This window comes from Chryseobacterium defluvii, from assembly GCF_014204415.1.
Taxonomy (GTDB): Bacteria; Bacteroidota; Bacteroidia; order Flavobacteriales; family Weeksellaceae; genus Chryseobacterium; species Chryseobacterium defluvii_A.
Window position 1 is genome coordinate 1 of sequence record NZ_JACHLE010000002.1, and the last position, 23,567, is coordinate 23,567.

General features: G+C 37.0%; 18 protein-coding genes and 1 pseudogene. 5 read left to right on the forward strand and 14 right to left on the reverse strand.

Going from position 1 to position 23,567, the window contains the following annotated elements:
- Nucleotides 1–374: pseudogene (locus HNP38_RS08425) on the reverse strand (T9SS C-terminal target domain-containing protein); the annotation flags it as partial.
- A gap of 638 nt (nucleotides 375–1,012) precedes the next feature.
- Here HNP38_RS08425 and HNP38_RS08430 point away from each other — a divergent pair.
- From HNP38_RS08430 to HNP38_RS08440, 3 genes are read left to right on the forward strand one after another with little or no spacing between them, the layout of a single operon-like run.
- Entirely contained in the window at nucleotides 1,013–2,284 is a 1,272-nt protein-coding gene (locus HNP38_RS08430; RefSeq protein WP_184187711.1) for a DUF2851 family protein, read from the forward strand.
- Nucleotides 2,277–2,498, forward strand: coding sequence for a PspC family transcriptional regulator (locus tag HNP38_RS08435; RefSeq protein ID WP_184187714.1), 222 nt, complete (start codon nucleotides 2,277–2,279; stop codon nucleotides 2,496–2,498). The genes HNP38_RS08430 and HNP38_RS08435 overlap by 8 nt, the downstream gene beginning before the upstream one ends.
- Nucleotides 2,499–2,500: 2 nt before the next feature.
- Entirely contained in the window at nucleotides 2,501–3,013 is a 513-nt protein-coding gene (locus HNP38_RS08440) for a GNAT family N-acetyltransferase (RefSeq protein ID WP_184187717.1), read from the forward strand.
- 95 nt (nucleotides 3,014–3,108) lie between these two features.
- Here HNP38_RS08440 and HNP38_RS08445 read toward each other — a convergent pair whose 3' ends face one another.
- From HNP38_RS08445 to HNP38_RS08455, 3 genes are all read right to left on the reverse strand, one after another.
- Nucleotides 3,109–3,843 (reverse strand): SIMPL domain-containing protein, encoded by a 735-nt coding sequence (locus HNP38_RS08445; RefSeq protein WP_184187720.1) that lies wholly within the window; start codon nucleotides 3,841–3,843, stop codon nucleotides 3,109–3,111.
- Between the two features lie 102 nt (nucleotides 3,844–3,945).
- Nucleotides 3,946–4,728, reverse strand: a complete 783-nt coding sequence (locus tag HNP38_RS08450) for a carboxypeptidase regulatory-like domain-containing protein (protein ID WP_184187722.1) — start codon at nucleotides 4,726–4,728, stop codon at nucleotides 3,946–3,948.
- Between the two features lie 4 nt (nucleotides 4,729–4,732).
- A complete protein-coding gene (locus HNP38_RS08455) occupies nucleotides 4,733–5,473 on the reverse strand; it encodes a carboxypeptidase-like regulatory domain-containing protein (protein WP_184187725.1) in 741 nt (246 codons plus the stop codon).
- Between the two features lie 183 nt (nucleotides 5,474–5,656).
- Between HNP38_RS08455 and HNP38_RS08460 the strand changes: the two genes are divergently transcribed.
- Nucleotides 5,657–8,797 (forward strand): UvrD-helicase domain-containing protein, encoded by a 3,141-nt coding sequence (locus HNP38_RS08460; protein ID WP_184187728.1) that lies wholly within the window; start codon nucleotides 5,657–5,659, stop codon nucleotides 8,795–8,797.
- A 58-nt stretch (nucleotides 8,798–8,855) separates the two neighbouring features.
- On the opposite strand, the gene HNP38_RS08465 is transcribed toward HNP38_RS08460, so the two are convergent.
- From HNP38_RS08465 to folE, 8 genes are all read right to left on the reverse strand, one after another.
- On the reverse strand, nucleotides 8,856–9,365 hold the full coding sequence (locus HNP38_RS08465; protein ID WP_184187731.1) for a ferritin: 510 nt from the start codon (nucleotides 9,363–9,365) through the stop codon (nucleotides 8,856–8,858).
- 127 nt (nucleotides 9,366–9,492) lie between these two features.
- On the reverse strand, nucleotides 9,493–9,936 hold the full coding sequence (locus HNP38_RS08470; RefSeq protein WP_184187734.1) for a hypothetical protein: 444 nt from the start codon (nucleotides 9,934–9,936) through the stop codon (nucleotides 9,493–9,495).
- Between the two features lie 180 nt (nucleotides 9,937–10,116).
- Nucleotides 10,117–11,088, reverse strand: a complete 972-nt coding sequence (locus HNP38_RS08475) for a hypothetical protein (RefSeq protein ID WP_184187737.1) — start codon at nucleotides 11,086–11,088, stop codon at nucleotides 10,117–10,119.
- Nucleotides 11,089–11,227: 139 nt separating this feature from the next.
- Nucleotides 11,228–13,879 carry a 4-alpha-glucanotransferase gene (locus tag HNP38_RS08480; protein WP_184187740.1) on the reverse strand — a complete coding sequence of 884 codons (2,652 nt, stop codon included), beginning with the start codon at nucleotides 13,877–13,879 and terminating at the stop codon, nucleotides 11,228–11,230.
- A 122-nt stretch (nucleotides 13,880–14,001) separates the two neighbouring features.
- Complete coding sequence (locus tag HNP38_RS08485) at nucleotides 14,002–15,168, reverse strand: T9SS type A sorting domain-containing protein (RefSeq protein WP_184187742.1); 1,167 nt, start codon at nucleotides 15,166–15,168, stop codon at nucleotides 14,002–14,004.
- A gap of 296 nt (nucleotides 15,169–15,464) precedes the next feature.
- Nucleotides 15,465–16,931: a cysteine--tRNA ligase gene (cysS, locus tag HNP38_RS08490; RefSeq protein WP_184187745.1), complete on the reverse strand. Its 1,467-nt coding sequence runs from the start codon at nucleotides 16,929–16,931 to the stop codon at nucleotides 15,465–15,467.
- A 128-nt stretch (nucleotides 16,932–17,059) separates the two neighbouring features.
- Nucleotides 17,060–17,803, reverse strand: coding sequence for an RHS repeat domain-containing protein (locus HNP38_RS08495; RefSeq protein ID WP_184187748.1), 744 nt, complete (start codon nucleotides 17,801–17,803; stop codon nucleotides 17,060–17,062).
- Between the two features lie 26 nt (nucleotides 17,804–17,829).
- Nucleotides 17,830–18,495: a GTP cyclohydrolase I FolE gene (gene folE / locus HNP38_RS08500; protein ID WP_184187752.1), complete on the reverse strand. Its 666-nt coding sequence runs from the start codon at nucleotides 18,493–18,495 to the stop codon at nucleotides 17,830–17,832.
- 99 nt (nucleotides 18,496–18,594) lie between these two features.
- Between folE and HNP38_RS08505 the strand changes: the two genes are divergently transcribed.
- Complete coding sequence (locus tag HNP38_RS08505; RefSeq protein WP_184187755.1) at nucleotides 18,595–19,749, forward strand: hypothetical protein; 1,155 nt, start codon at nucleotides 18,595–18,597, stop codon at nucleotides 19,747–19,749.
- Nucleotides 19,750–19,849: 100 nt separating this feature from the next.
- Here the strand turns inward: HNP38_RS08505 and metF are convergent, their stop codons facing one another.
- Together metF and metH are read right to left on the reverse strand one after the other, a co-directional pair.
- The gene (gene metF, locus HNP38_RS08510) at nucleotides 19,850–20,809 is read right to left on the reverse strand and encodes a methylenetetrahydrofolate reductase [NAD(P)H] (RefSeq protein WP_184187757.1); all 960 of its coding nucleotides are present in this window, start codon (nucleotides 20,807–20,809) and stop codon (nucleotides 19,850–19,852) included.
- Nucleotides 20,810–20,902: 93 nt separating this feature from the next.
- Nucleotides 20,903–23,563, reverse strand: coding sequence for a methionine synthase (gene metH / locus HNP38_RS08515; RefSeq protein ID WP_184187760.1), 2,661 nt, complete (start codon nucleotides 23,561–23,563; stop codon nucleotides 20,903–20,905).
- Nucleotides 23,564–23,567: the final 4 nt, after the last annotated feature.

The following is a 23,567-nucleotide window of genomic DNA, read 5'->3' on the forward strand; positions in this document are numbered from 1 at the left end:
CCTGCTAAAAGAAAACCGCCTTCCTGAGTAGCTATTGTTGTCGCGAGAAAATCATGATTTTGTCCTGAAAGGTATTTTCCCCAAACCTCTTCGCCCTGCTGATTGAGTTTTACCAAGTGGAAATCATAACCGTTGTTTTGGGTAGAGTTGAGGGTTGAGGGTTGAGAGCCTAATGTGGAACTTCCTGCCCCCATCTTCTGACTTCCAGTCTGAATGGAACTTCCCGTAACAAGATACTGATGATCAATCGTAGTAGTAACCTGGCTTAAAAAATCCTGAGTACCGGAGCTGATGTCTTTCTGCCAGAAAATTTCCTGAGCTGATACATTCAGAAATGTGCACATGAAAAATACACTGAAGTAATTTTTTTTCATCATTTTATTTTTAGAATTTTAATCAAAAAGAGGCTGTTTTAATTACTCTCATAAATCAGGTTCAAATCTATGCTAAACTTAAAACCTGATGAAATGAAATACATTACAAATTTATAAATTTGTAATGTATGTTATAAATTCAACAGATATATGTATTTAAAAAACAACACATTAACCCAAACACAAATCCTTATGACAATGACTTTAACTTTAAGCAATATTCTCCATAAAAATGATAATTTTTTATAAAAACCAAAAAGACGACTTCCTTTTTTACTTGATTATTCTTATTGCTGACTAAAAAATGTTTTTAATAATACTACAATTTGGTTTGTATTTTAAATTTTGATCTTCAAGTTTCAGAATGGGTGTGAGTTATAAGATTTAACCAAACCTGCATAATTTATAACCTCTTGATACCAGAAAGCAAAAAACAAAAATATAAGGGAACTAAAAAACCTTTCAGGAATATTACGGAAAGATTGGTAATGTTTCAAACCTAGGAATAAGAACTTTTTTATGGCCAACATTTATATCCCCCAAAATACATTTTTAAAGTAAATTTTTATCGAAAGGTTGGAAACGTTTACATAAATTGTAATTATACCTTTTATATTTTTATATTTGTTTACACACTTATGACGGAAAAACTGCTTCAATATCTTTGGAACTTTAAAGTTTTCAAAAATTTTGACTTCAAGGATATTGAAGGAAATCCCGTTGAGATCTTAAATTTCGGGAAATGGAATACAGATGCCGGGCCGGATTTCTTATTGGCAAAAATAAAGATCAATGATGTAATTATAGCAGGAAATATAGAGCTTCATATAAAATCCTCCGACTGGATCTTCCACAATCATTCCAAAGACCCTAATTATGAAAACATTATCCTGCATGTTGTTTTCCAGCATGATATGGAAATCAATGAATTCAAAGACCAGCATATTCCGACCCTGGAGCTAAAACACTTTATTGATCAAAGTATTCTGTCGAGATATGAAAAAATGGCTAATGAAACCCAATTTATTCCCTGTGAGAGTATTTTCGATAAGAATAAGATTCCTGCCAACCTTCATGAAGAAAATGTTCTGAAAAAGCTGGATGAAAAATCTTCTGAACTCGAGAAAGACCTCAAACAGCATAAAAATAATTTTGAAGCGGTTTTATTCCATAGCCTCGCCTACTCTTTCGGGCTGAAAGTAAATGCTTTGATTTTCAGGCAGCTTGCAGAAAGTATTGATTTTAGTATCATCAACAAGATCCGGCAAAATAAAACCCAGTTAGAGGCTTTATTATTCGGAACCTCAGGCTGGCTTGAAAATCCGGCTGATCATCAAATGCAGATATGGAAAAGAGAATTTGAGTTTATAAAAGCTAAGTTTAACATCTCTGACGTTAAATTCCATCCTAAATTTTTGAGATTAAGGCCTCCTAATTTCCCAACCATCCGTTTGTCACAATTAGCAGATCTTTACCGGCACCAAAACCTGTTTTCAAAAATAATTCATGCGAAGAACTCTGCTGAATTGTTTAATGTTTTTGAAAACGTAAAAGCCTCGGAATATTGGAACAACCATTTCAACTTCGGAAAGATTTCAAAAACAGATCAGCCTAAAATCCTTAGCAAAGATTTTATTGAGCTTGTCATTCTAAATACCGTTCTCCCATTAAAATATACTTATCACAGGTATCATAACGAAGAAATTGCCGGTGAGATCCTGGAATTTTATAAAAGTATTCCTTCAGAAAAAAATTCAGTGATTGATCAATGGAAAAAACTGGGATTAAAGGTTAACAATGCTCTGGAAAGTCAGAGTTTGATTTATCAATATACCCATAGCTGTAAAGAAAAAAATTGCTTAAATTGCAGTATCGGATTTAAACTTTTAAAAGGATCTTCAAATGCTTGACAACATTCGTCACAAAATGGAAAGGGAATGGTTTGGTGTTCTTACCAGAATGGGAGCCAAATTAGGGATTCCTGTGTCTAAACTAAGGATCTTTTTTATTTATTCCACTTTTGCAACAGCAGGATTTTTCTTCCTGATCTATCTTGGCCTGGCATTTATTTTATGGATCAAGGATATCTTTATTACCAGAAGGCCAAGCGTTTTTGATTTATAGTTATGGAATTTTTACAGATCACTTCTCCGGATGACTACAGAATACAGGAAATATACAACTCCTATAGTACCACTTTTCCTGAGGACGAAAGAAGAGACTGGTATCAGTTTATAGAAATTTTATCAAACCCCAGTGCCCGGATCATCTCTGTCCTGCATGAATCCAAAAATATCGGATATCTCATCATCTGGGAACTCAGCAATCATATTTTTGTGGAACATTTTGAAGTGTTTGCCGAATTCAGGAGCCAGAAACTTGGGTCTCATATTACCGGCTATTTATTTAAAAATTTTCCACGGATCATTTTAGAAATTGAGCCTGAACATTCAGGAGATGATGCTAAAAGGCGCTATTCATTTTATCAGAAAAACGGCTTCAGTCTTATCGATGAAACGTATGTACAGCCAAGCTACGGTGAAGGAAAAAAGCCTTTGGATCTTTGGCTGCTGGCCAATTATCATCCTACGAATTTAAAGGAAGTAAAAGAGGAGATTTACGATATTGTTTATCATTAATATATAAGTCAGGAGCTCCGATTTATTTCTAAATTTTCTCTCGCAGATTACGTAGATGTTTACGTTGTATAGCCTGCTCAATCTGTCAGAGTATTTTAATTTACTTCATATTCTAATTTGATCGTAATACTTGCTTCCTTTTCTTTAGAAGATGTATTAAAGGTCCCGCCATAAGAATAATCTTCGTTAGAATTGGGAGCTGTTATCTGAATAACCCCCATGGTCGCTTTTTTAAGTTTTCCCAGGCTGCTTCCGGAATTTTCTGCGATCTTTTCTGCACGCTCTTTAGCATCTTTTGTTGCTGCAGCAATCATTTCCTGCTTTACACCCGCCAACTTCGTGTAAAAATAGCTGGGAGAGGAAGAAGTAAACTCTATTCCACGGTTGATGATCTCCGTAATATTTCTGGAAAGATTTTCAATTTTACCTACCTCTTTACTTTCAATAGAGACCTTCTGGGTCAGATTATAACCCGAAAATTCACCCTGCACATAATTCCCGTTGGAATCCGTATAACTTCTGAACTGCTTCTGAATATCTACGGAAGAAAATACGATTTCGTTTTGTCTGATGCCTTTGGATATAAGATAATCGTTGATGATCTTTCTGTCAACAGCCAATTCATCATAAGCTGATTTTAAATCGAAATTATTCTTGGAAAAACTTCCGGACCAGGTGATCAGGTCAGAAGTAAACTGTTTAGTCCCCAGACCCGTTACAGAAATGGTATTTTCAGATCTATTCCTGTTCTTGATGGCGTTCCCGAGAAGTCCGAGACCAATAACAAAACCCAAGGCGGCAATTGCTATGGCAATGATACTTTTATTCATAAAATTTGCGAATTTGATTGATTAAAAATTAATATTTTATTTTTTCAATGAAACTAATATATCAATTTTTATTCCAAGATTTTAAGATTTCATTAACGCTTGTTAAGGATTTTTAACTTTTAATCTTTCCACATATTTAGGAATGGTTTTTTCCATTTCAAACAAGGCACCGTCAATATTCTTTTTTTTAACGAAAGGTAAAATATGAGGATTTTCAGTAAAAGCATATTGTATAAATTCTTTGATTTTTCCCTCAGGAATCCCCTGATCAAGAAAATACTGAGCATCCGTCCTATCAATGATCCATTTCATATTTCGCTGTGAGTCTTCATATTTATAGAGGTTTTTCATTCTTCTGGCATCACCGCTTATTAATTTATATATGGCATCAATATCAAAAGTTAAAACTGTTCCTATTGAAAGAAGGACATCTTTTAGTTCCGGGGCTTTTTCCCGCATTACTTCCGGTGGTCTGGGCAATCCTATATCCTTTTGAAGTTTGGCTACCTTATCTTCTTTCGTAAGTCTTTTGGAGTCTTTCTTCAGGTCGCCCGTAAGTTTCAGAATTTCCACCTCTTCTATTTCTTCCGGAATCCGCTGTAAGATAACATTAACCGGAATGTCAGTACCATAAACTTTTCTTACTACTCTTTCGTAGCCTTTTTTTATAAAACGTAATTCATCATTCCCGGATCCTTCTATCATAAATTCCCCGGAAGAATCATTATAGACACTTTTACCGTTAGAGACATTCACCACCAGAACAGAAGTTATGACCATATCATTCTCACTCATCACTTTTCCTTTAATTCTCTGCTGTGAAAATAACCCGGTAAATGAAAAGCACAAGCTCACTAAAAGGCTTTTAATAATCCAACTTTTCATACTATTATTTTGAAGCCTGTGGAGCCTTGTAAGTAGAGATTCTGGTCAGGACTGCCCTTTGAAATCTCATCAGGTCAGCATCACTGCAATATCCGTATTTCAAAATGGTCTTCCGTTCAAAACCGCCTGCAAAAATATAGTAAATAAAATGCTGGATCTGGGATTTTTCAATTTTTAGATCTTCGAAATATTGTGGTCCCAAAGCACTGATAAGATGGCTCATAAGATCCACATCATCCCATTTATTTTTAACTTTCCCTAAACTAAAGGTTCCTTTTGTAACAGGCTGTACAAATTCTCCGGGCCTTGCAGCCAAAACCCTCGGGTCAGATTTCTGGGCGATATAGCGGTCCAGGTCTTTGATCAGTTTTTCAACTTTTTTAGGCCTGTTCATATTTTTTGAATCAATTTTCAGGTCACCGGTCAGTCCCTGCTTGATTTCTACTTCTTGAATCAGGGTTGCAGCTCTGGTAAGAGTAACATTTAATGGTGCATCAGTACTTGCTTTTTTAGCAGATCTTTCATAGCCTGATTTTACAAAACGAAGTTCATCCCCCTGTCTTCCGGAGATCATAAAATGTCCGTCCTTGTTGGTCGCCACCCTTTCATCGGTTCTGATATTAATTACTGTAACATCCGGCATTTCAAGATGGCCTTCGGAGACTACTTTACCAAAAATATAGTCCTGGGCATTGATGCTGATGAAGAAGAAAAAGGAAAAAAGAAAAAATAATTTAAGCTTCACAGATAGTTTTTTATAAAAGCAAAACTAAAGTTATTTTTAAATTGTGACATAAGTTTAACCAGAGTTAACTTGTTTTAGGATTTTTTTTAGAATTTCTATTTCTAAATTTGTTAAATAGCCTCTCGAAATTGTTAAAATCTCATTTAAAATTTAACTAACTTGCAGTGTTAATTCGTTCTGAAAATGCAAAATTCCTATACAGTGATCAATGCTTCTGCGGGTTCGGGGAAAACCTATGCCCTGGTTCAGAGGCTTTTGATGATCTGTCTTCGTTATCCTAATCAGCAACATACGATCAGGAATATACTGGCCCTTACTTTTACCAACAAAGCCGCCAATGAAATGAAGGAAAGGATATTATCCTGGCTGGGAGATTTTTCAAAGGAAACTTTTGCAGACAATAACGATTTAAAGAATATCCAAAAAGCATTTGAAGCAGAAGGTTTAAGGATCACCATAGATGAGCTGCATATCCGTTCCAAAAAGCTATTGGATTATATTCTCCATAATTATTCCACCTTAAATATCGGTACGATAGACCGGTTCAATTCCCGTCTGGTAAGAAGCTTTTCTTATGAGTTGGGACTGGCCAAGAATTTCAACCTTGAGATCGAAGCGGAACCTTTTCTGATTGAAGCCGTGGATAAAATGCTGGATCAGATCGGGGAAAATGATGTGATCTCCAATTCTTTTATGGATTACGTAGATTACAGCCTTGAAAACAATGAACGGATCAATTTAAACAAAAACCTTTACGGCTCTGCCAAAGAGTTTGTAAAGGATATTCATTACGAATACCTGAAAAGTAATAAAGGTTTTGATGATGCCAGCTATGAAAATATAAAGAACGAGATCCGGAAAGAGATCATATTGAACAAAAAACAATCTGCAGAACTTGCCATACAATCCATTGAACTTTTCAAATCAAGAAATCTGGATATTGAAGATTTTGCACAGGGCAAAAACGGAATTGGTGGTTTTTTCATGAAGGTCACTGATTTTTATGACCAGAAAAGAACCGGATTTCCTTTTCCGACTACGCAGGAAGAGACAGTTGTAAACAATTATAGGAAAGGGGCTTCTGCAAAGTCTAAAAATAAAGAATCAGAAATCTTTGAAATCCTGGATCAATTGCTTGAAAACAGGATGCAACTGATCTTTTTATATATTGAAACCCAGAAAAAGGAAAAGATTTTATCAGCACTTCTTCCGTTAAAAGTAAATAAGGACATTCAGGATGAGTTACGAAAAATTGAGGAAGAAAATGACCTGGTTCTGCTTTCAAAATTCAATATCCTGATCAATGAAAATCTCAGGAATGAGCCTTCAGCTTTTATTTACGAAAAAGTGGGTTCCCAGTTCCGGCATTATTTTTTTGATGAGTTTCAGGATACTTCGGAACTACAGTGGCAAAATTTCATTCCGTTAAGGGATCACAGCGTTTCGACGGAAAATACATCCTTCACATTGGTAGGAGATCCGAAACAGAGTATTTACCGGTTCCGGGGTGGCGAAAGCAAACTGATGCTGGATATCATCAATAAAAAGGAAATTTCTCCTAAAGAAGCTGAGCTTCTTGTTTTAAAGGATAACTGGCGAAGCGCTAAAAATATTGTAAGATTCAATAATGAACTTTACAAATTTCATTCTGATATTTTAGAAGAAGAGCACAAAAATATCTTCGGAACAGATGCTGAACAAAACCCTAAATCGAAGATTGAAGGAAGAGTAAGGGTAAATCTTATTGAAAACCTCACCAATGAAGATTTCTACAGCGATACTTCTGAAAAAATGCGGAAAGATATCCAGGAATGCCTTGATAATGGTTTCCGGTTTTCTGATATTACAATCCTCTGCCGCGGAAATTTCGATATTTTCAGCTACTCTCAAAAGCTGGGAACCCTTAAGGTGAATTACAGAGGAGAAGAAACCAATATTAAAACTATTTCCGAAAAAGGCCTGACCCTGGAGCTCTCCAATACCATACAAGCCGTAATTGAATTCCTGAAATGGGAAGCTAATCCTAAAAACAAACCTCATCTCATTATGATGATGTATCATCTTAACAGATCCGGCAGGATTACAATGAATGACTTTACACTGGAAATGAGTAAAATTCTGGAAATCGGGCATCATGAAGAGATCCTTAAATTCATCCGGTCTGAGTATTCTTTACAGCTTAAACAAGACAATTTCCCAAGGTTCAATTTGTATAATTTTGTGGAATATTATATTAATGAATTTGCTTTTGAAAATAAAGAGACCGATTTTCTTCTGAATTTCCTGGAAATGCTTTTCAATTTCACTCAAAATGCAGGTGCCAGTACGAAGGAGTTCTTAAAATACTGGGATGAGGAAGCTTCTGCCTATACAATTCAAGCTTCGGAAAATGTGGATGCGATTCAGATCATGACTATCCATAAGGCCAAGGGACTGGAATTTCCTGTCGTCTTTATTCCAATGATGAATAAAAACCGCGACAGTGAGTTTACCAACTGGTTTGAAACCAATGAATCCGATGCATTGAAATCAGTGAACATTAACCAATTCAGCAAGAATCTGGAGGCTTATGATGAAGAGATCGGAAAGTTTAACCGGCAAAACTCTTATAAAAATCTTGTCGACAGGTTATGCCTGCAATATGTAGCGACTACCAGACCTGTTGAGCAGTTATTTTTCTATCTTCAAAAAGCTAATAAAACTTCAAACAATCTTGAACTGCTGGAGTTTCTTCAGGCTAAAAATACGGAAAACGCCGATGAATTTGATCTCTATGATGTAAGTCCTGAGATCCTGAAAAAGCAGTCGGAAGATGCTGCTTCCTCTTTTAAAACAAAAGATATCCGCAATCTGAAAAATATTGATGAGAAAAATACTTCCATAAAGATCGCCACACCCTCCAAAAACTATCAGGTACGGAATGAAAAAGTGAGAATCGGTCTTTTTGTGCATGAACTACTATCAAAGATCAATACAGAAAAGGATATCGCAAAGGTATTGGAAAGCTACGTTCTGGAGGGACAGATCACCACAGAAGAACAAAATGAGATACGGGAAACCTTATTGCAAATCGTTTCAACTTACGCCGAATATTTCGACGAAAAGTGGGAAGTAATCAATGAAAAAGATATCATGATCTCCGAAAACGGCGAAAGCAGAATTTACAGGCCGGATAGGATTCTGAAAAGCAATGAAGGATATATTATTGTAGATTTCAAAACCGGTGAAATTTCTGAGAAGAATGACAGGCAAATAGAAAACTATAAAAAAGTGCTTGAAAGCCTGGGAAGAAAAGTGATCAGGACACAGCTTATTTATTTGTAAACAGTTTCGGCGGAGCCTTTGGCTCCGCCGAAACTGTTTACACTATATAATTTAATATTTAAGCTCCCACAACCGGATTGAAAACCCTCTGTGCCAATTCCTGGTCAAAAAGATATAATGCAGAAGGATTATCACAAACCATTTTAATCTTGGTAACGTATTGGGATGCACTTGCCTCTTCTTCTACCTGCTCGTTGATGAACCACTGCAAAAAGGAGGTTGTCGCGAAATCCCCTTCATCATTAGCATTTTTAACAATATTGAAAATACTTTTGGTTACTTTTCTCTCATGTTCCAATGCTTTTTCAAAAATATCTATCGCATTCTCGAATTCATGTGGAGGTTTAGAAATTTCTCCGAGAATAATTTCGCCGCCTACATCGTTTAAATAGTCGAACATTTTATCTGCATGCATCAATTCCTCTTTGCTTTGCACTCTGAAATAATTAGCAATTCCGTCAAGGTCTTTTCCGGAAAACCATGCAGACATGGAAAGATAATATTGTGCAGCGTACTGTTCGTGGGCTATTTGTTCATTAATTAATTTTGCAATTTTTTCACTTATCATAATAAAAAATTATATCCAAAATTACGGAAATAAACCCCGAATTCAAAAGATTTAAGGAAATTTAATATAAAAAGGGCGGAATTACTTCCGCCCTTCTCACATTAAAAAAAATCAAAATTACAAACTGTTATTTAGCTTCCGGAGGCAGTGTGTGCATTGATCTCTTCATCTTTCTGTCTTTCATCATTCCCTTTCTCTGCTCCATTTTAGCTTTTCTGTCAGCATGCCACTTATCGTATTGTTCCGGAGTCAGGATCTGCTTCATTTCAGCATCCATTTGTGCTCTTTTTGCTTTCATCTGTTCCATCTTGGCTTGTCTTTGTTCCTTATTCTTTTCAAAATCAGCCTGCCTTTCTGCTTTTTTTTGCTCATGAAGAGCTTTTATCTGCTCCACCTGTCTTTGGTTCAGATTTAGATCTTTCTGCATCTGCGCTAAATGTTCCTGCTGCTTTTGCTGCATTTTTTGCTGCATCTCAGCTCTTTTTGCCTGTTTGTCCTGTGGTGTGGTCTGTTGTGCCATTGCAAAGCTTCCGAATCCGATAATTGCTATTGCTAAAACTAATTTTTTCATGTTTAAAAATATTTAATTAATTGTTTTACATCTTTTTGATTATTAAACAAAACAGAAGTTAAATGAAAATATTCATAAAAAATGTTAATTTTTTATACAAAAAACACAATTACAAAACAAAAAAAGGACAGATCTCTAGAATCTGTCCTTCACACCACTTAAATATAATATATGAAAATATTAATTATTCACTAATCTTTGTCTGAATCCGCTTCCTCTGCCTTCACTTCCATTATTCTGTTTCGGGGCATTCTGAATTCTCGGAGTGCTTTCTCTTCTTTGTCTGGAGCCCTCACTGCTTCTGAATCCGTTGTTAACTTCTCTCCTTGGCGCATCTCTTCTGATTTCTTCACTTCTTCTAATCCCATTATTTCCCCTGAAACCTCCATTATTGTCTGCATTTCCTCTATTCCCTCTGAACCCATCGCTATTTCTTACTCCATTGTTATCAGAATTACGGAAACCACCTGAATTATTATTTCTCACTCCATTATCCTGCTGTCCGCGGAAACCGGAATTGTTATCATTATTTCCCCTGAAACCTCCGGTATCGCGTCTTACAATATTCAGAGTCGGATTATCCGCACGACGGAATTTATTTCTGTCTACCCTGTACACATTGATGTTCACATTTCTGTAACGCGGCATAGGCCTGCAAATGGAAGCATAATGAGTCCTTCTGTAATTCTGGAAATAAATTACCGGGCTGTATCCGTGGTAATAATTGTTTTGGAAAACAACAAACACCCTTGGGCCTAAAATTCTTTCCAACGCATAGAATCTGTCGTAATACCATCTGTCCGGATTAAACCTGTAGAAGTTATTCCAGGAAGAAAAGCTGATATATAAATTATTTAATCGTAATATCTGATCTATCTGCCAACGGTTTAGCCTGTTTTGAGCGAAGAATACATTCCAGTTGATACTCACGATACTGTTCCTGTAATCGTTATAATTATTTTGATAATAATCGCCCGGATAGTAATCCTGAGGATAGTTATAATAATAATCATCCGGGAAATAGCTTCTGTCATCATCATCACTATAATACCCATCATTATAACCGTCATCACCCCAACCGTTGTTTGGATATTGCTGAGCAAACGATAAAGTCGCCATACATAATGCAAATCCCAAAAATATTTTTTTCATTTCTATAGTCGTTAATTGGTTAATATATAGTCGAATATCTCTATTCTGTCTTTTTGATATGAATAAAAAAAAGAAGTTAAATCTTTTTGATTAACTTCTTTTAAAAAACAATTAACTAATTGATAATCAAGTGTTAAATTTACAATCTTCCACTATCTTTAACCCAGTCTGCGATCTTTTCGTTAAAGGATTTTTCATTTTTCAGATCCTCCAGCTTCAGGTGCATCCTGTATCGCCAGTAATGCGGAAACACCGCAGGATTATTAATCCTTTCAAGATCCATATTCTTATTGGTAAGTTTTTTATCCGTAGCCAGGAATTCCTGAATAGGGAAAATAGCCAGCATTGCATCATTATAAAGGTGCTGCTTCATGATGATCTCAGCCAGATGAGAATCCAGCTCTTCCGGTGATCTTCCATATTGCACCAACTGCTGGTTAAAATATTTCTGCGTTAATGCAGCGTCTTCTTTCCACCACTGTCTCAGGGTTGAGCTGTCATGAGATGAAGCAGTAACCACATTCAGGTAGTCTGCGTTCTTAGGGTTATAAAACGGAATATCTTCTGAAGGCATACGCTGAACTTTCAGTGCAACAATAGCCAGTTCGTCCATTACGACAGGTACACAGGTAGGAACCAGCCCTAAATCTTCGCCACAGATCAGCATTTGTGTAGCATTTAAGATCATCGGAAGTTTCTCCATGGCTTTTTCATACCAGAGATGGTCCTGTCTTCTGAAGAAATAATCGTGATACAGATCGTAGATAGTTTTCTTCTCCCAGTCCGACAAATATTTATAGGAATCTGTATTATATACATTAAACCTTGGATGATATACTGTTTCGCCGTTTCTTTCTTCCGTTAAAAACAGGACATTGGCACAGAGAGAAATCAACTGCTCTTCAATAGGGCCGCGTGGATTTTTCTTAAAGAAATCCGTTAATTTCCTCTGGGTATCGAATTCCTCTTTAAAGGAATAGGTTCCGTTATGATTATTAGTGATAAATTCAAGGGCACTTCTGCTGTTTTCCCCAAAATAGTTCCACAGGATCTGATCATTGATAAACGGCTTACAGTACCTGTCATAGCCAAACGGAATGTGCCATGCTTTAAATTCATCAGAAACCACCGGAACCGCCGGATAAAAATATCCTAAAATCCCTTGTGTTGCAGAAATTGGCATTCTCCAGATCCTGAAAAAGCCTAAAATATGGTCTATTCTCATAGCATCAAAGTACTGCTCTAATGCTTTGAACCTGTTTTTCCACCATCGGTAATCGTCTTCTTTCATGGCTTCCCAGTTATAGGTAGGGAATTCCCAGTTCTGCCCCAATTCCGTAAACTGATCGGGTGGTGCCCCGGCCTGGAAATCCATTCCGAAGAGTTCCGGCTCTGTCCAAGCTTCTACAGAATACCTGTAAATGCCAATCGGGAGGTCTCCTTTTACGGAAACACCCAGACTATGGGTATAATCTATAGCTTCTTTCAGTTGCTTATGAAGCTGGAACTGCACCCAGGCATGCAGCATGGAAGCATCATAATCCTTGCTTTTTGCAGAAAAGAATGGTGAAATTTTCCCCGCAATATATTTTTTGTGGGTCTTCCAGTCATTAAAATTTGGAGTTTTATATTTATCCCTCAACACGCAAAATGCCGAATAAGGGATCAGCCATTCTTCGCTGTCTTTAATAAATTTTTTGAAGCCTCTGTCTTTATAAATTTTATCTTTTTCAGCATTAAAAACGGCTTTCAGGTATTTCCATTTTCCGAAAATCATTTTTTCATAATCAATCTGATCAAGGGCATTTAATTCTTCTTTTTCAGACTGATATTCTTCAACTAAATCTATAGGTAATGAAAAATCAAGGTTTTCGAGAGAAATATACTGCGGGTGAAGTGCATAGACGGAAACTGCTGCATAAGGATATGAATCCGTCCATGAATAATTGGCCGTTGTGTCGTTGATCGGAAGGATCTGGACAATTCCCAGATTGGTTTCTTTTGCCCACTCAGCAAGCTTTTTCATATCTGAAAATTCACCTACCCCGAAACCCTCACTACTTCTCAAAGAAAATACGGGGACAGCCACTCCTGCATCATGGTAAAGCTGATATGCCTTGAATCTGAAATAATGATTGGAAACAATCTGTAAAACATCCTTCATCGGATTAGGCAGGGTAAACCTGTTTTCTCCTGTTTCCACATCGATGATTTTGCCTTCATTTTTATCGTAGAGACAATACTTGTATTGAATAAACTCATTCTCGGGAATTTCAACAGATGCTTCCCAGATCCCGAAATCTGTCCGGGACATATGGATCGCTTTTTCATACTCCCAATTTCCTAAAGATGGTGTACTTCCAAATAATACAACCTGCCAGTCAGGATGGTAAACAGGAGCTTCTATCCTGAATAAATGAGTATGCTTTTTTAAAACTGAAATTTTTTCGGGAGTAAACTGATTGAGCCTGTTGTGAAGGATCTTATTATTCAGATAGTTTTCAGGGAAATTTTTATTATTCCATTCATCAAAAATTATAAATTCCTTATAGTTATGGGGAAAATTAAGATGATGTGATACAAATTCTTTCTTTACTATATTTCTTTTTTCATCAATCAGCTGATAGTGATAGGAAACCGATTTTGAAAAATAGTCTACTTCACATTTCCACAAACCGCTTTCCGTGTAAAACATGGGATGGGTTTTAGATACAGTACCTTCTTCATTAATTACCAATTGCAATGATTCTCCTACTTTTGTACTGTAGCCTATATTAAAGTATAATTTCATTTACATTTTTTTATAAAAATACATTTTAATCTCGAAAAACAAAACTTATTGAATATCAAATATTCATTAAAAAAACCTTCTCAAAGACTTGAAAAGGTTTTATTTTTTAGCAAATTTAAAGATTATTCCGTTACAAGAATTTTCTTGTTCAATAATATTTTTCCTGCCTCGCTAGTAATGCTCACAATATAGGCTCCGCTTACCAGGTTCTTAAGATATACCTGCTGGTCTAGAGAACCGTCTTTCACTGATAAATTCTGCTTCATCACATCTTTACCGGAAATATCATAAACACTAAGTTTAAGGTTTCCTTTTACTGTTTTATCATTAACCCTTACATTGATAAAATGTTCATCTACCCTAGTCGGATAAATATCAAGATTGGCAACAGGATTTACTGCTGCTGCCCTATCATTGGCAAAATACTTACTGGCCAGGTCATAAACATGTAAATTCAGGCTTCCCGGAAGCTGCTTTGCCTGTAGGTTTTCCAGATCCACTTCATATAAAGCGGCTCCTTTGGCACTTGCGACCACTACTTTTCCTTTGGAATTAACTGCAGCACCATTTACTGAATAGTTTTCAGGAAGGCCTGCTATTTTTCCGACAAATTTCGCCTTTAATTCTTGAGTTAAAACCTTAAACACGTTCCCGGAAGCTGAGAAAACATAGAAATTATTATCTGCATCAGCAACAAGATCTCCTCCAAAACCTGTTTGAATAGCGGTAAATGAATTTTTACCATTGGAAGGGTCATCTTTTATGATTCCCAAGTCATTAACAACATACTGATTATTCTTTCTGCTGATCTGCAGAAACTGGGTACCTGCATTATTGATTGCATAAATGTTCCCGTCATATCCTGTCGCCATTCTCGTCATATGAGAATTGATATCACAAGAGGTTGCTCTGGAAACATTATTTTCAACCAGGGTAATCTCCTTGGTTTTAGGATTCATAACATAAATATTGGAAGAATACATAGGCATGTACACCAGACTGTTATTGAACGAATCATAAGCCAGCGCAGCCATTGAAGCGGCCTGGGAATGATTGAAAGTTTTTTTATCTTCGGTAACCGAAGAATTCCTGGCCTGTGAAAATACTTTGGGGGAAGATTCGGCAGTGAAAATGCTTTCTCCTGAAATACCGTTTGCTACATCAATAGCACGAAAATCATTAAAAACGATACTTTGGGTATCTTTTCCTGTAAGGGCAAAAAAATCCTGCTGCGCATGAGCATTCGTACCAAGTATCAATAAAAATAAAGGGAATAAATGTTTTTTCATAATAAGTAGATTTTTAGATTCGCAATCATTTTAATATGACTAAGTTACACATTTTTTATATTGGATAACAAAAATTAACGTCTATTTAAAGAAGATTTATAGTAATTTAATTTAAATATTGTTGTTCTGATAAAGAAAATGTGATGAGATTCTTCGCTTTGCCCAGAATGACAAAAGCAGGAGTAGTGTATAAAAAACTCCCGCAGATTTTGCAGATTACGCAGATGATTGTGTTTAAAATATCTGGGGTAACCTACAAAATCTGCGGGAGATCTATAATTATTAAATCTTACCTGTTAATTTAAAACGTAAGATGTACCGTCTCTTCCGTCTTTCAGTTCAATGCCTTCTGCAAGCAGCTTATCTCTGATCTGGTCTGAAAGTTCAAAGTTCTTAGCTTTTCTTGCCTGGTTTCTCAGCTCGATCAAAACTTTTAAGGTCTGGTCTAATTTCTCGTTATTGTTTTCTTCTACGGTCTGTAATCCCAAAACATCAAAGATCAGTGCATTCAGAGTAGATCTCAACTCTTCCCAATCTTTCGTTGAAATGGTTTCTTTACCATCGTTCAGGGCAAAAATAAATTTTACGGCCTCAAATAAATGAGCGATCAGGACAGGTGAATTGAAATCATCCGTTAAAGCCTCATAACATTTGTTTTTCCACTCTTCCAGATTGAAACCTGATGATTTCCCATCATCCGGAGTGATGGAATTCAATACTTTAACGGCCTCCATCAACCTGACAAAGCCTTTTTCGCTGGCGATCATGGCATCATTGGAAATATCAAGGACACTTCTGTAATGAGCCTGCAGGAAGCAAAAACGCACAATTGACGGATGGAAAGGTTTTTCAAAGAAATCGTTCTCTCCCGTAACCAATTGCATTGGCAGTATATAATTTCCCGTAGATTTACTCATACGCTGGGCATTCATGGTCAGCATATTGGCATGCATCCAGTAATTTACCGGAGCAGCATCATTGCAGGCTTTTCCCTGTGCGATCTCACATTCATGGTGCGGGAACTTCAGGTCCATTCCTCCCCCGTGGATGTCAAAATTCTCACCCAGATATTTAGTACTCATGGCTGTACATTCAAGGTGCCATCCCGGAAATCCTTCTCCCCAAGGCGAATTCCATCTCATGATGTGGGCCGGAGATGCTTTTTTCCAAAGGGCAAAATCCTGCGGGTTTTTCTTTTCACCCTGGCCATCAAGGTCACGGGTATTGGCGAAAAGCTCTTCGATATTCCGTTTTGAAAGCTCACCGTAATTTAAGCCTCTTTTGTTGTATTCAAGAACATCAAAGTACACGGAACCATTGCTTTCATAGGCAAACCCTTTTTCAATTAATTTCTGTGTCAGCTCGATCTGCTCCACAATATGGCCTGTTGCCGTAGGTTCGATATTCGGGGGCAGAAGATTGAACATATCCAGAACTTTATGAAAATCTACTGTATATTTCTGTACGATCTCCATGGGTTCCAGCTTTTCAAGACGGGTCTGCTTTACAAACCTGTCATTATCTACATTTCCGTCATCTGTAAGATGTCCTGCATCCGTAATATTCCTTACATATCTTACTTTGTACCCCAAATGCATCAGGGAGCGATAAATAAAATCGAATGAAAGAAAGGTTCTTACATTCCCCAAATGCACATTGCTGTAAACGGTGGGCCCACAAACATACATTCCGACATTTCCTTCTAAAACAGGTTTGAATATTTCTTTTTCTGCTGTAAGCGAGTTATATATTTTTAATTGCATTGTTTTAAATTAAAAGATTTAATGATTAAAAGATTAAAAAATCAGCTAAGGTAAATCCTGTCACAACAAATAATCGTGGTGAGAAAAATCCTGCTTGAAATTTTTTTAAATTTTATCATTACTTATAATTAATATGAAAAGTTTTGGGTATAGTATTTATTTTTAATTCTCAACAGATAACCATCATTGTCATAAGTCAGTTCAAAAGGGATATCTTCAAGAAACTGCCCATAGGCATAGGATTTCATATGGGTAATATTATTATCACTTACAAAATCATCATTCATAATCAGCCTGAATCCTATTGGATAATGGTAATATACATTTTTTTTATTATCATATGTATATTCATATTTTAAATAGGAGTTTTCTTTACGGATCAGGTTACCATTCTGATAGGTAAAATCCATTTCTTCAATACCTCCGTTCACATGCCTTAATTGTTTAGCAGGTTTACCCTCACTGTTAATGATATAGTCATTAATTTCTGAAAGAAAAACTCCTGAATAATTAATTTTTTGCTCAATGGTAATCATATTCTGATTATATACCAGGGTGTAAACAATAAATTTATTTGCCGGATCTGTCTCCGCATAGGTCTCTGCTTTGATCAGTCTTCCCTGGCTGTCATAGGTATAACTGGTTTTATTTCCGGAAGCGGTCATCTCTATCAGCCTGTTCTGGCTGTCATAAGCCCAATGCCCGTAGGTAGATCCTTCAACAGAATAGTATTTGATATATTTAGCCTGATTTACCGGATTGCTATTATTATTTATATTTTCAGAGATCATCTCTACATCTCCACTATTACTACAACCTGAGAGTAAAGCAATAAAAATAAGGGCTAAAAAGCATTTAAACAGATTCATCATGTGTGTTTTTTATATTAAATTAATTATCAATCCAATTTGGCATGGCTTCCCACATAATGCAGGAATTCCTGTCTGGTGATAGGGTTTGTCCTGAAAATACCGCTTAATTCCGCGGTGATCGTAGAGCTTGCCGTATCTTTAATTCCTCTGCAATTTACGCAAAGATGTTTTGCATCAATAATGCAGGCCACATCTTTTGTTCCCAATGCTTCTTTAAGGGCATCCACCACCTGCATCGTCAATCTTTCCTGAACCTGCGGCCTTTTTGCATAATAGTCCACAATTCTGTTGATCTTCGAAAGGCCGATCACCTCTCCATTGGAAATGTATGCTACATGTGCTTTCCCGATGATCGGTAAAAAATGATGCTCACAAAAGGAATATACCGTGATATCTTTCTCCACCAGCATCTGACGGTATTTATATTTATTGGAAAAGGTTGAAATTCCCGGCTTGTTTTCAGGCAGTAGGCCTCCAAAAATTTCGTTTACATACATTTTGGCAACACGTCTTGGCGAGTCTTTCAGGGAGTCATCTGTCATATCCATTCCCAATGTATACATAATTTCCCCGAAAAGTTCCGTAATTTTTTCTATCTTCTCTTCTGGCGATTTATCAAAAGCATTTTCCCTTATAGGTGTATGTTCCTTTCCTGTGAAAATATCATCATCGTTATCCGTAAAATCAACCATTTTTATTTATTTTGCAACAAAAATACGGATAATATCCGTTTTGATTATTTTAATTTGACCTAAAAAACGTTATCTTTCAACTGCTATTCGTGTAAAACTATGATTATTGCTGAAGAAGTACTAAACGAAAAACAGAAAAAGGAATTTTTGGAATTCCCATCCCGGCTCTATCAACATGACAAGAATTATATCAGACCTCTAGACAAAGATATTGAAGATATCTTCAATCCTGAAAAAAATAAATTCTTTAAAAACGGGGAATGCAAAAGGTTCCTGTTTAAAAATAAAAAAAATGAAACAACAGGAAAAGTAGCTGTTTTTGTAAACAAGCTTTATAAGCAGAACCTTCCAACCGGAGGCATTGGTTTTTTTGACTGCATCAATGACCAGGAAACCGCTAATTTTATTTTTGATCATTGCAAGCAATGGCTTCAGGAGAGGGGAATGGAAGCTATGGACGGGCCTGTCAATTTCGGTGAACGGGATAAATTCTGGGGATTACTTACTGAGGGTTTTATAGAACCATTATATGGAATGAACTATAATTTTCCCTATTATGTAAACCTGTTTGAAAACTATGGCTTTAAAATTTATTTTGAGCAGCTTTGTTTCTCAAGACCTGTTTTTGGGGAAGTATCAAGGGTTTTTACGGTCATGCATGAAAAGCACAGAAGAAATCCTGCTATTTCAGCCCTGCCCATGAAAAAGGATCATCTTGAAAAATTTGCTAAAGATTTCACGGAAATATACAACAAAGCGTGGGCATCACATGGCGGAGGAAAACAGATGGAAGAAGGCAAGGTCCTGAAAATGTTCAAAACCATGAAACCGATCATCAATGAACATATTTCCTGGTTTGTATATGAGCATGAAAAACCTATTGCCATGTGGATGAATATTCCGGACCTGAACCAGTGGTTTAAATATCTGAACGGAAAATTCGGACTTGTAGAAAAGCTGAAGTTCTTATGGTATAAAAGGTTTAAGAAGAATCAAAAGATGGTGGGCCTTGTTTTCGGGGTCATCCCGGAATGGCAGAAAAAGGGAATTGACGGCTATATGATCTGGGAAGGAACCCAGCATTTGAGAAAAAATACAGATTTTACAGTTACTGAACTACAATGGATCGGGGATTTTAATCCGAAAATGATAAAAATAGCGGAAAGTCTTGACTCCACTATTACAAGAAAATTAGCAACTTACCGTTATGTATTTGACAGGGCAAAAACTTTTGAAAGGCACTTAATAATATAAGAATGCGGCGCGGCCTTTGGCCGCGCCGCATTCTTTTACATCCCAAAATAGAAAGCCTTGTTTTACAACAAGGCTCCAAAATCAAATATCATTTTTACTTTTAAAATAATTCCCCAGCCACTCTTTTAATGTTATCACTTTTACCCATCGAGTAAAAATGAAGAACAGGCACTCCGAAATCCAGCAATTCCCGGCATTGGGTAATGGCCCATTCTATCCCGATCTCTTTTACGGCTTCATTATTCTTAGCCTTTTCCACGTCATGGATCAGTTCTTCCGGTAAGTCAATTTTGAAGACCTGAGGCAAAAGTTTCAGGTGCTTTTTAGTAGCAATCGGCTTAATTCCCGGAATAATAGGGATAGTGATCCCCATTTCTCTTGCTTTCTGTACAAATTCTATGAATCTTTTATTGTCAAAGAACATTTGAGTTACAATATAATCTGCTCCGGCATCCACTTTTTCTTTAAGCCATTTCAGGTCATAATTCATAGACGGGGCTTCGATATGTTTTTCCGGATAGCCGGCAACCCCAATGCAGAACTTATTATGCTCATCATATTCCTGGCCTTCATCGTGAAGGTATTTCCCCCGACCTAAATTATTGATCTGATGAACCAGGTCCATAGCACTGGCATGCCCGCCCGGAGTAGGCTCAAAATACTGATGCCCTTTCATAGCGTCACCACGAAGTGCCATTACATTATCAATACCCAGGTACATACAATCTACCAGAAGGTATTCTGTTTCTTCTTTGGTAAAACCTCCACAAAGCAAATGAGGGACGGTATCCACATTATATTTATGCTGAATGGCAGCGCAGATCCCCAATGTTCCGGGACGCATTCTTGTGATCCGGCGTTCCATCAGACCGTTTCCTTTATCGATATAAACATATTCTTCCCTGGAGGTGGTTACATCAATGAAAGGAGGCTTAAACTCCATTAAAGGATCTATATTCCTGTAGAGGTCTTCAATCCCGATTCCTTTTTGTGGCGGAACAACTTCTAACGAGAATAATGTTTTTCCATTTGCATTTTTTATGTGTTCTGTTATCTTCATTTTATATTTTAGTTGAGTGTTGAGAGTTGATAGTCGAGAGTTTTCAGATGTATGAATAAACTAACAACTCTCAACTATGAACTATAAACTTTTTTAATCTGCTAAATTAGGTGACAGCCATTTTTTGGCTTCTTCAATACTACAGTTTCTTCTTTTTGCGTAGTCTTTTAACTGATCTTCGGTAATTTTTCCCAGTCCAAAGTATTTGGCATGCGGGCTTCCGAAATAGTATCCGGAAACCGAAGCCGTAGGGAACATGGCCAGACTTTCGGTCAGGTAAACTCCGATATTCTCCTTGACTTTTAAAAGATCCCAGATCGTATTCTTTTCTAAATGATCCGGACAGGCAGGGTAACCCGGTGCGGGACGAACGCCTTTATATTTTTCAGCAATCAGCTCTTCGTTATTCAGATTTTCCTGATTGGCATATCCCCAATATTCTGTCCTGACCTTTTTATGCAGGAACTCCGCATAGGCTTCTGCAAACCTGTCTGCAAGGGCTTTTACCATGATGGCATTGTAATCGTCATTGGCTTTTTCATATTCAGTGGCCAATTCATCCGTTCCAAATCCAGCCGTTACACAGAAAGCTCCCATATAATCGGTTTTTCCTGTATTTCGAGGAGCAATAAAATCGCTCAATGCCAGATATTCTTTTCCTTTTGATTTCTGAAGCTGTTGTCTTAATGTTAAAAATCTTACCTGTTCATTACCTGCTTCATCAAAGACCAGAATATCGTCAGTTTCATTGGTATTGGCTTTGAATATTCCAAAAACTGCTTTTGCAGTCAGTAATTTTTCATCAAGTATTTTTTTCAAAATTACCTGAGCGTCTTTGAACAATTCTTTGGCTTGGGCTCCTACAACCTCATCTTCCAGAATATTCGGGTATTTGCCATGCAGATCCCAGCTTCTGAAGAACGGAGACCAGTCGATATAAGGCACCAGCTCATTCAGATCCTGATCTTCAACGATCTTTATTCCCAAGTTATTTGGTGTGAAGATCTCCTCATTTTCCCAGTCTATTTTGAAATTCTCTTTTCTGGCTTCTTCAATGGAAACATATTCTTTATCCACCTGCCTGTTCAGGAATTTTTCACGGAAATCAGAATATTCATTTTTCAGATCATCCACATACTCTTTATTTCTGTCGCCTAACAAAGAGCTTACCACATTTACTGCCCGGGAAGCATCATTAACGTGGACTACGGCATTTTTATATTTTAAATCGATTTTTACAGCAGTATGGGCTTTTGAAGTGGTAGCGCCTCCAATTAAAAGAGGAAAATTGAGATTTTGCCTTTCCAGTTCGGCAGCGATATAAACCATTTCATCCAGGCTTGGTGTGATGAGCCCGCTTAATCCGATAACATCAACTTTTTCTTCAATGGCTGTTTGGATGATCCTCTCTGCAGGGACCATTACTCCAAGATCTACAATTTCATAATTATTACACCCTAAAACAACGCTCACAATATTTTTACCGATATCATGCACATCTCCTTTTACAGTAGCCATTAAAACTTTTCCATTGGCCGGCTTTGAGCCGTCTTTTTCTGCTTCAATGTAAGGTTGTAAATAAGCAACGGCTTTTTTCATTACTCTTGCAGATTTTACTACCTGTGGCAAAAACATTTTTCCACTCCCGAATAAATCTCCCACTACTCCCATTCCTGTCATCAGATTAATTTCAATGACATGAAGCGGTTTCTCTGCCAATTGTCTCGCTTCTTCTACATCTTCCTCAATAAAACGGTCTATACCTTTTACAAGGGCATGGGTAATTCTATCCTGCAGCGGATGGGTTCTCCATTCTAAGTCTTCAACTTTTTCTTTTTTGACAGATTTATGCTTTTCAGAATAATCCACAAGCCTTTCCGTAGCATCTTCTCTTCTGTCAAGAATAACGTCTTCTACAAGCTCTAGAAGTTCTTTATTAATTTCATCATATACTTCCAGCATAGCCGGATTTACAATCCCGATATTCATTCCTGCCTGAATGGCATGGTAAAGGAAAACCGAGTGCATCGCTTCCCTCACGGTATCATTTCCACGGAAAGAGAACGAAACATTGCTCACTCCCCCACTCACGGAAGCATATGGAAGGTTTTGCCTTACCCATCTTGTGGCGTCAATAAAATCAAGGGCATTTCTTCTATGCTCCTCCATTCCTGTTGCCACCGGGAAAATATTTAAATCGAATATGATGTCTTCTGCGGGAAATCCTAACTGATTAACCAGGATATCATAAGATCTTTTTGAAATTTCAATTCTGCGTTCCAGATTATCAGCCTGCCCTACCTCATCAAATGCCATTACAATGACAGCCGCACCGTATCTTTTGATGGCTTTCGCCTGCTTGATGAATTCTTCTTCTCCCCCTTTCAAACTGATGGAATTCACCACACACTTCCCTTGTGCAACTTGCAATCCGGCTTCCAGGATCTCCCATTTGGAAGAGTCGATCATGATAGGAATTCTTGCGATATCCGGCTCTGAAGCAATCAGGTTCAGAAATTTGACCATTGAAGCTTTTCCATCAATCAGCCCGTCGTCAAAATTGACATCAAGGATCTGCGCACCACCTTCCACCTGATGGCGGGCGATGTCTAATGCTTCAGAAAATTTCTCTTCTTTTATGAGTCTTAAAAATTTTTTGGAACCGGCAACATTGGTCCTTTCACCAACATTGATAAAGTTACTCTCCGGCGTTATAATTAGGGGCTCAAGCCCTGATAATCTTAAATATTTCATCAAT

Coding starts and splice junctions, on each gene's coding strand:
- HNP38_RS08430 (WP_184187711.1), top strand. CDS start 1,013: ATGACGGAAAAACTGCTTCAATATCTTTGGAACTTTAAAGTTTTCAAA.
- HNP38_RS08445 (WP_184187720.1), bottom strand. CDS start 3,843: ATGAATAAAAGTATCATTGCCATAGCAATTGCCGCCTTGGGTTTTGTT.
- HNP38_RS08465 (WP_184187731.1), bottom strand. CDS start 9,365: ATGATAAGTGAAAAAATTGCAAAATTAATTAATGAACAAATAGCCCAC.
- HNP38_RS08505 (WP_184187755.1), top strand. CDS start 18,595: ATGATTATTGCTGAAGAAGTACTAAACGAAAAACAGAAAAAGGAATTT.
- cysS (WP_184187745.1), bottom strand. CDS start 16,931: ATGCAATTAAAAATATATAACTCGCTTACAGCAGAAAAAGAAATATTC.
- HNP38_RS08480 (WP_184187740.1), bottom strand. CDS start 13,879: ATGAAATTATACTTTAATATAGGCTACAGTACAAAAGTAGGAGAATCA.
- metF (WP_184187757.1), bottom strand. CDS start 20,809: ATGAAGATAACAGAACACATAAAAAATGCAAATGGAAAAACATTATTC.
- HNP38_RS08460 (WP_184187728.1), top strand. CDS start 5,657: ATGCAAAATTCCTATACAGTGATCAATGCTTCTGCGGGTTCGGGGAAA.
- HNP38_RS08440 (WP_184187717.1), top strand. CDS start 2,501: ATGGAATTTTTACAGATCACTTCTCCGGATGACTACAGAATACAGGAA.
- HNP38_RS08495 (WP_184187748.1), bottom strand. CDS start 17,803: ATGATGAATCTGTTTAAATGCTTTTTAGCCCTTATTTTTATTGCTTTA.
- HNP38_RS08435 (WP_184187714.1), top strand. CDS start 2,277: ATGCTTGACAACATTCGTCACAAAATGGAAAGGGAATGGTTTGGTGTT.
- folE (WP_184187752.1), bottom strand. CDS start 18,495: ATGGTTGATTTTACGGATAACGATGATGATATTTTCACAGGAAAGGAA.
- HNP38_RS08485 (WP_184187742.1), bottom strand. CDS start 15,168: ATGAAAAAACATTTATTCCCTTTATTTTTATTGATACTTGGTACGAAT.
- HNP38_RS08475 (WP_184187737.1), bottom strand. CDS start 11,088: ATGAAAAAAATATTTTTGGGATTTGCATTATGTATGGCGACTTTATCG.
- HNP38_RS08470 (WP_184187734.1), bottom strand. CDS start 9,936: ATGAAAAAATTAGTTTTAGCAATAGCAATTATCGGATTCGGAAGCTTT.
- metH (WP_184187760.1), bottom strand. CDS start 23,563: ATGAAATATTTAAGATTATCAGGGCTTGAGCCCCTAATTATAACGCCG.
- HNP38_RS08450 (WP_184187722.1), bottom strand. CDS start 4,728: ATGAAAAGTTGGATTATTAAAAGCCTTTTAGTGAGCTTGTGCTTTTCA.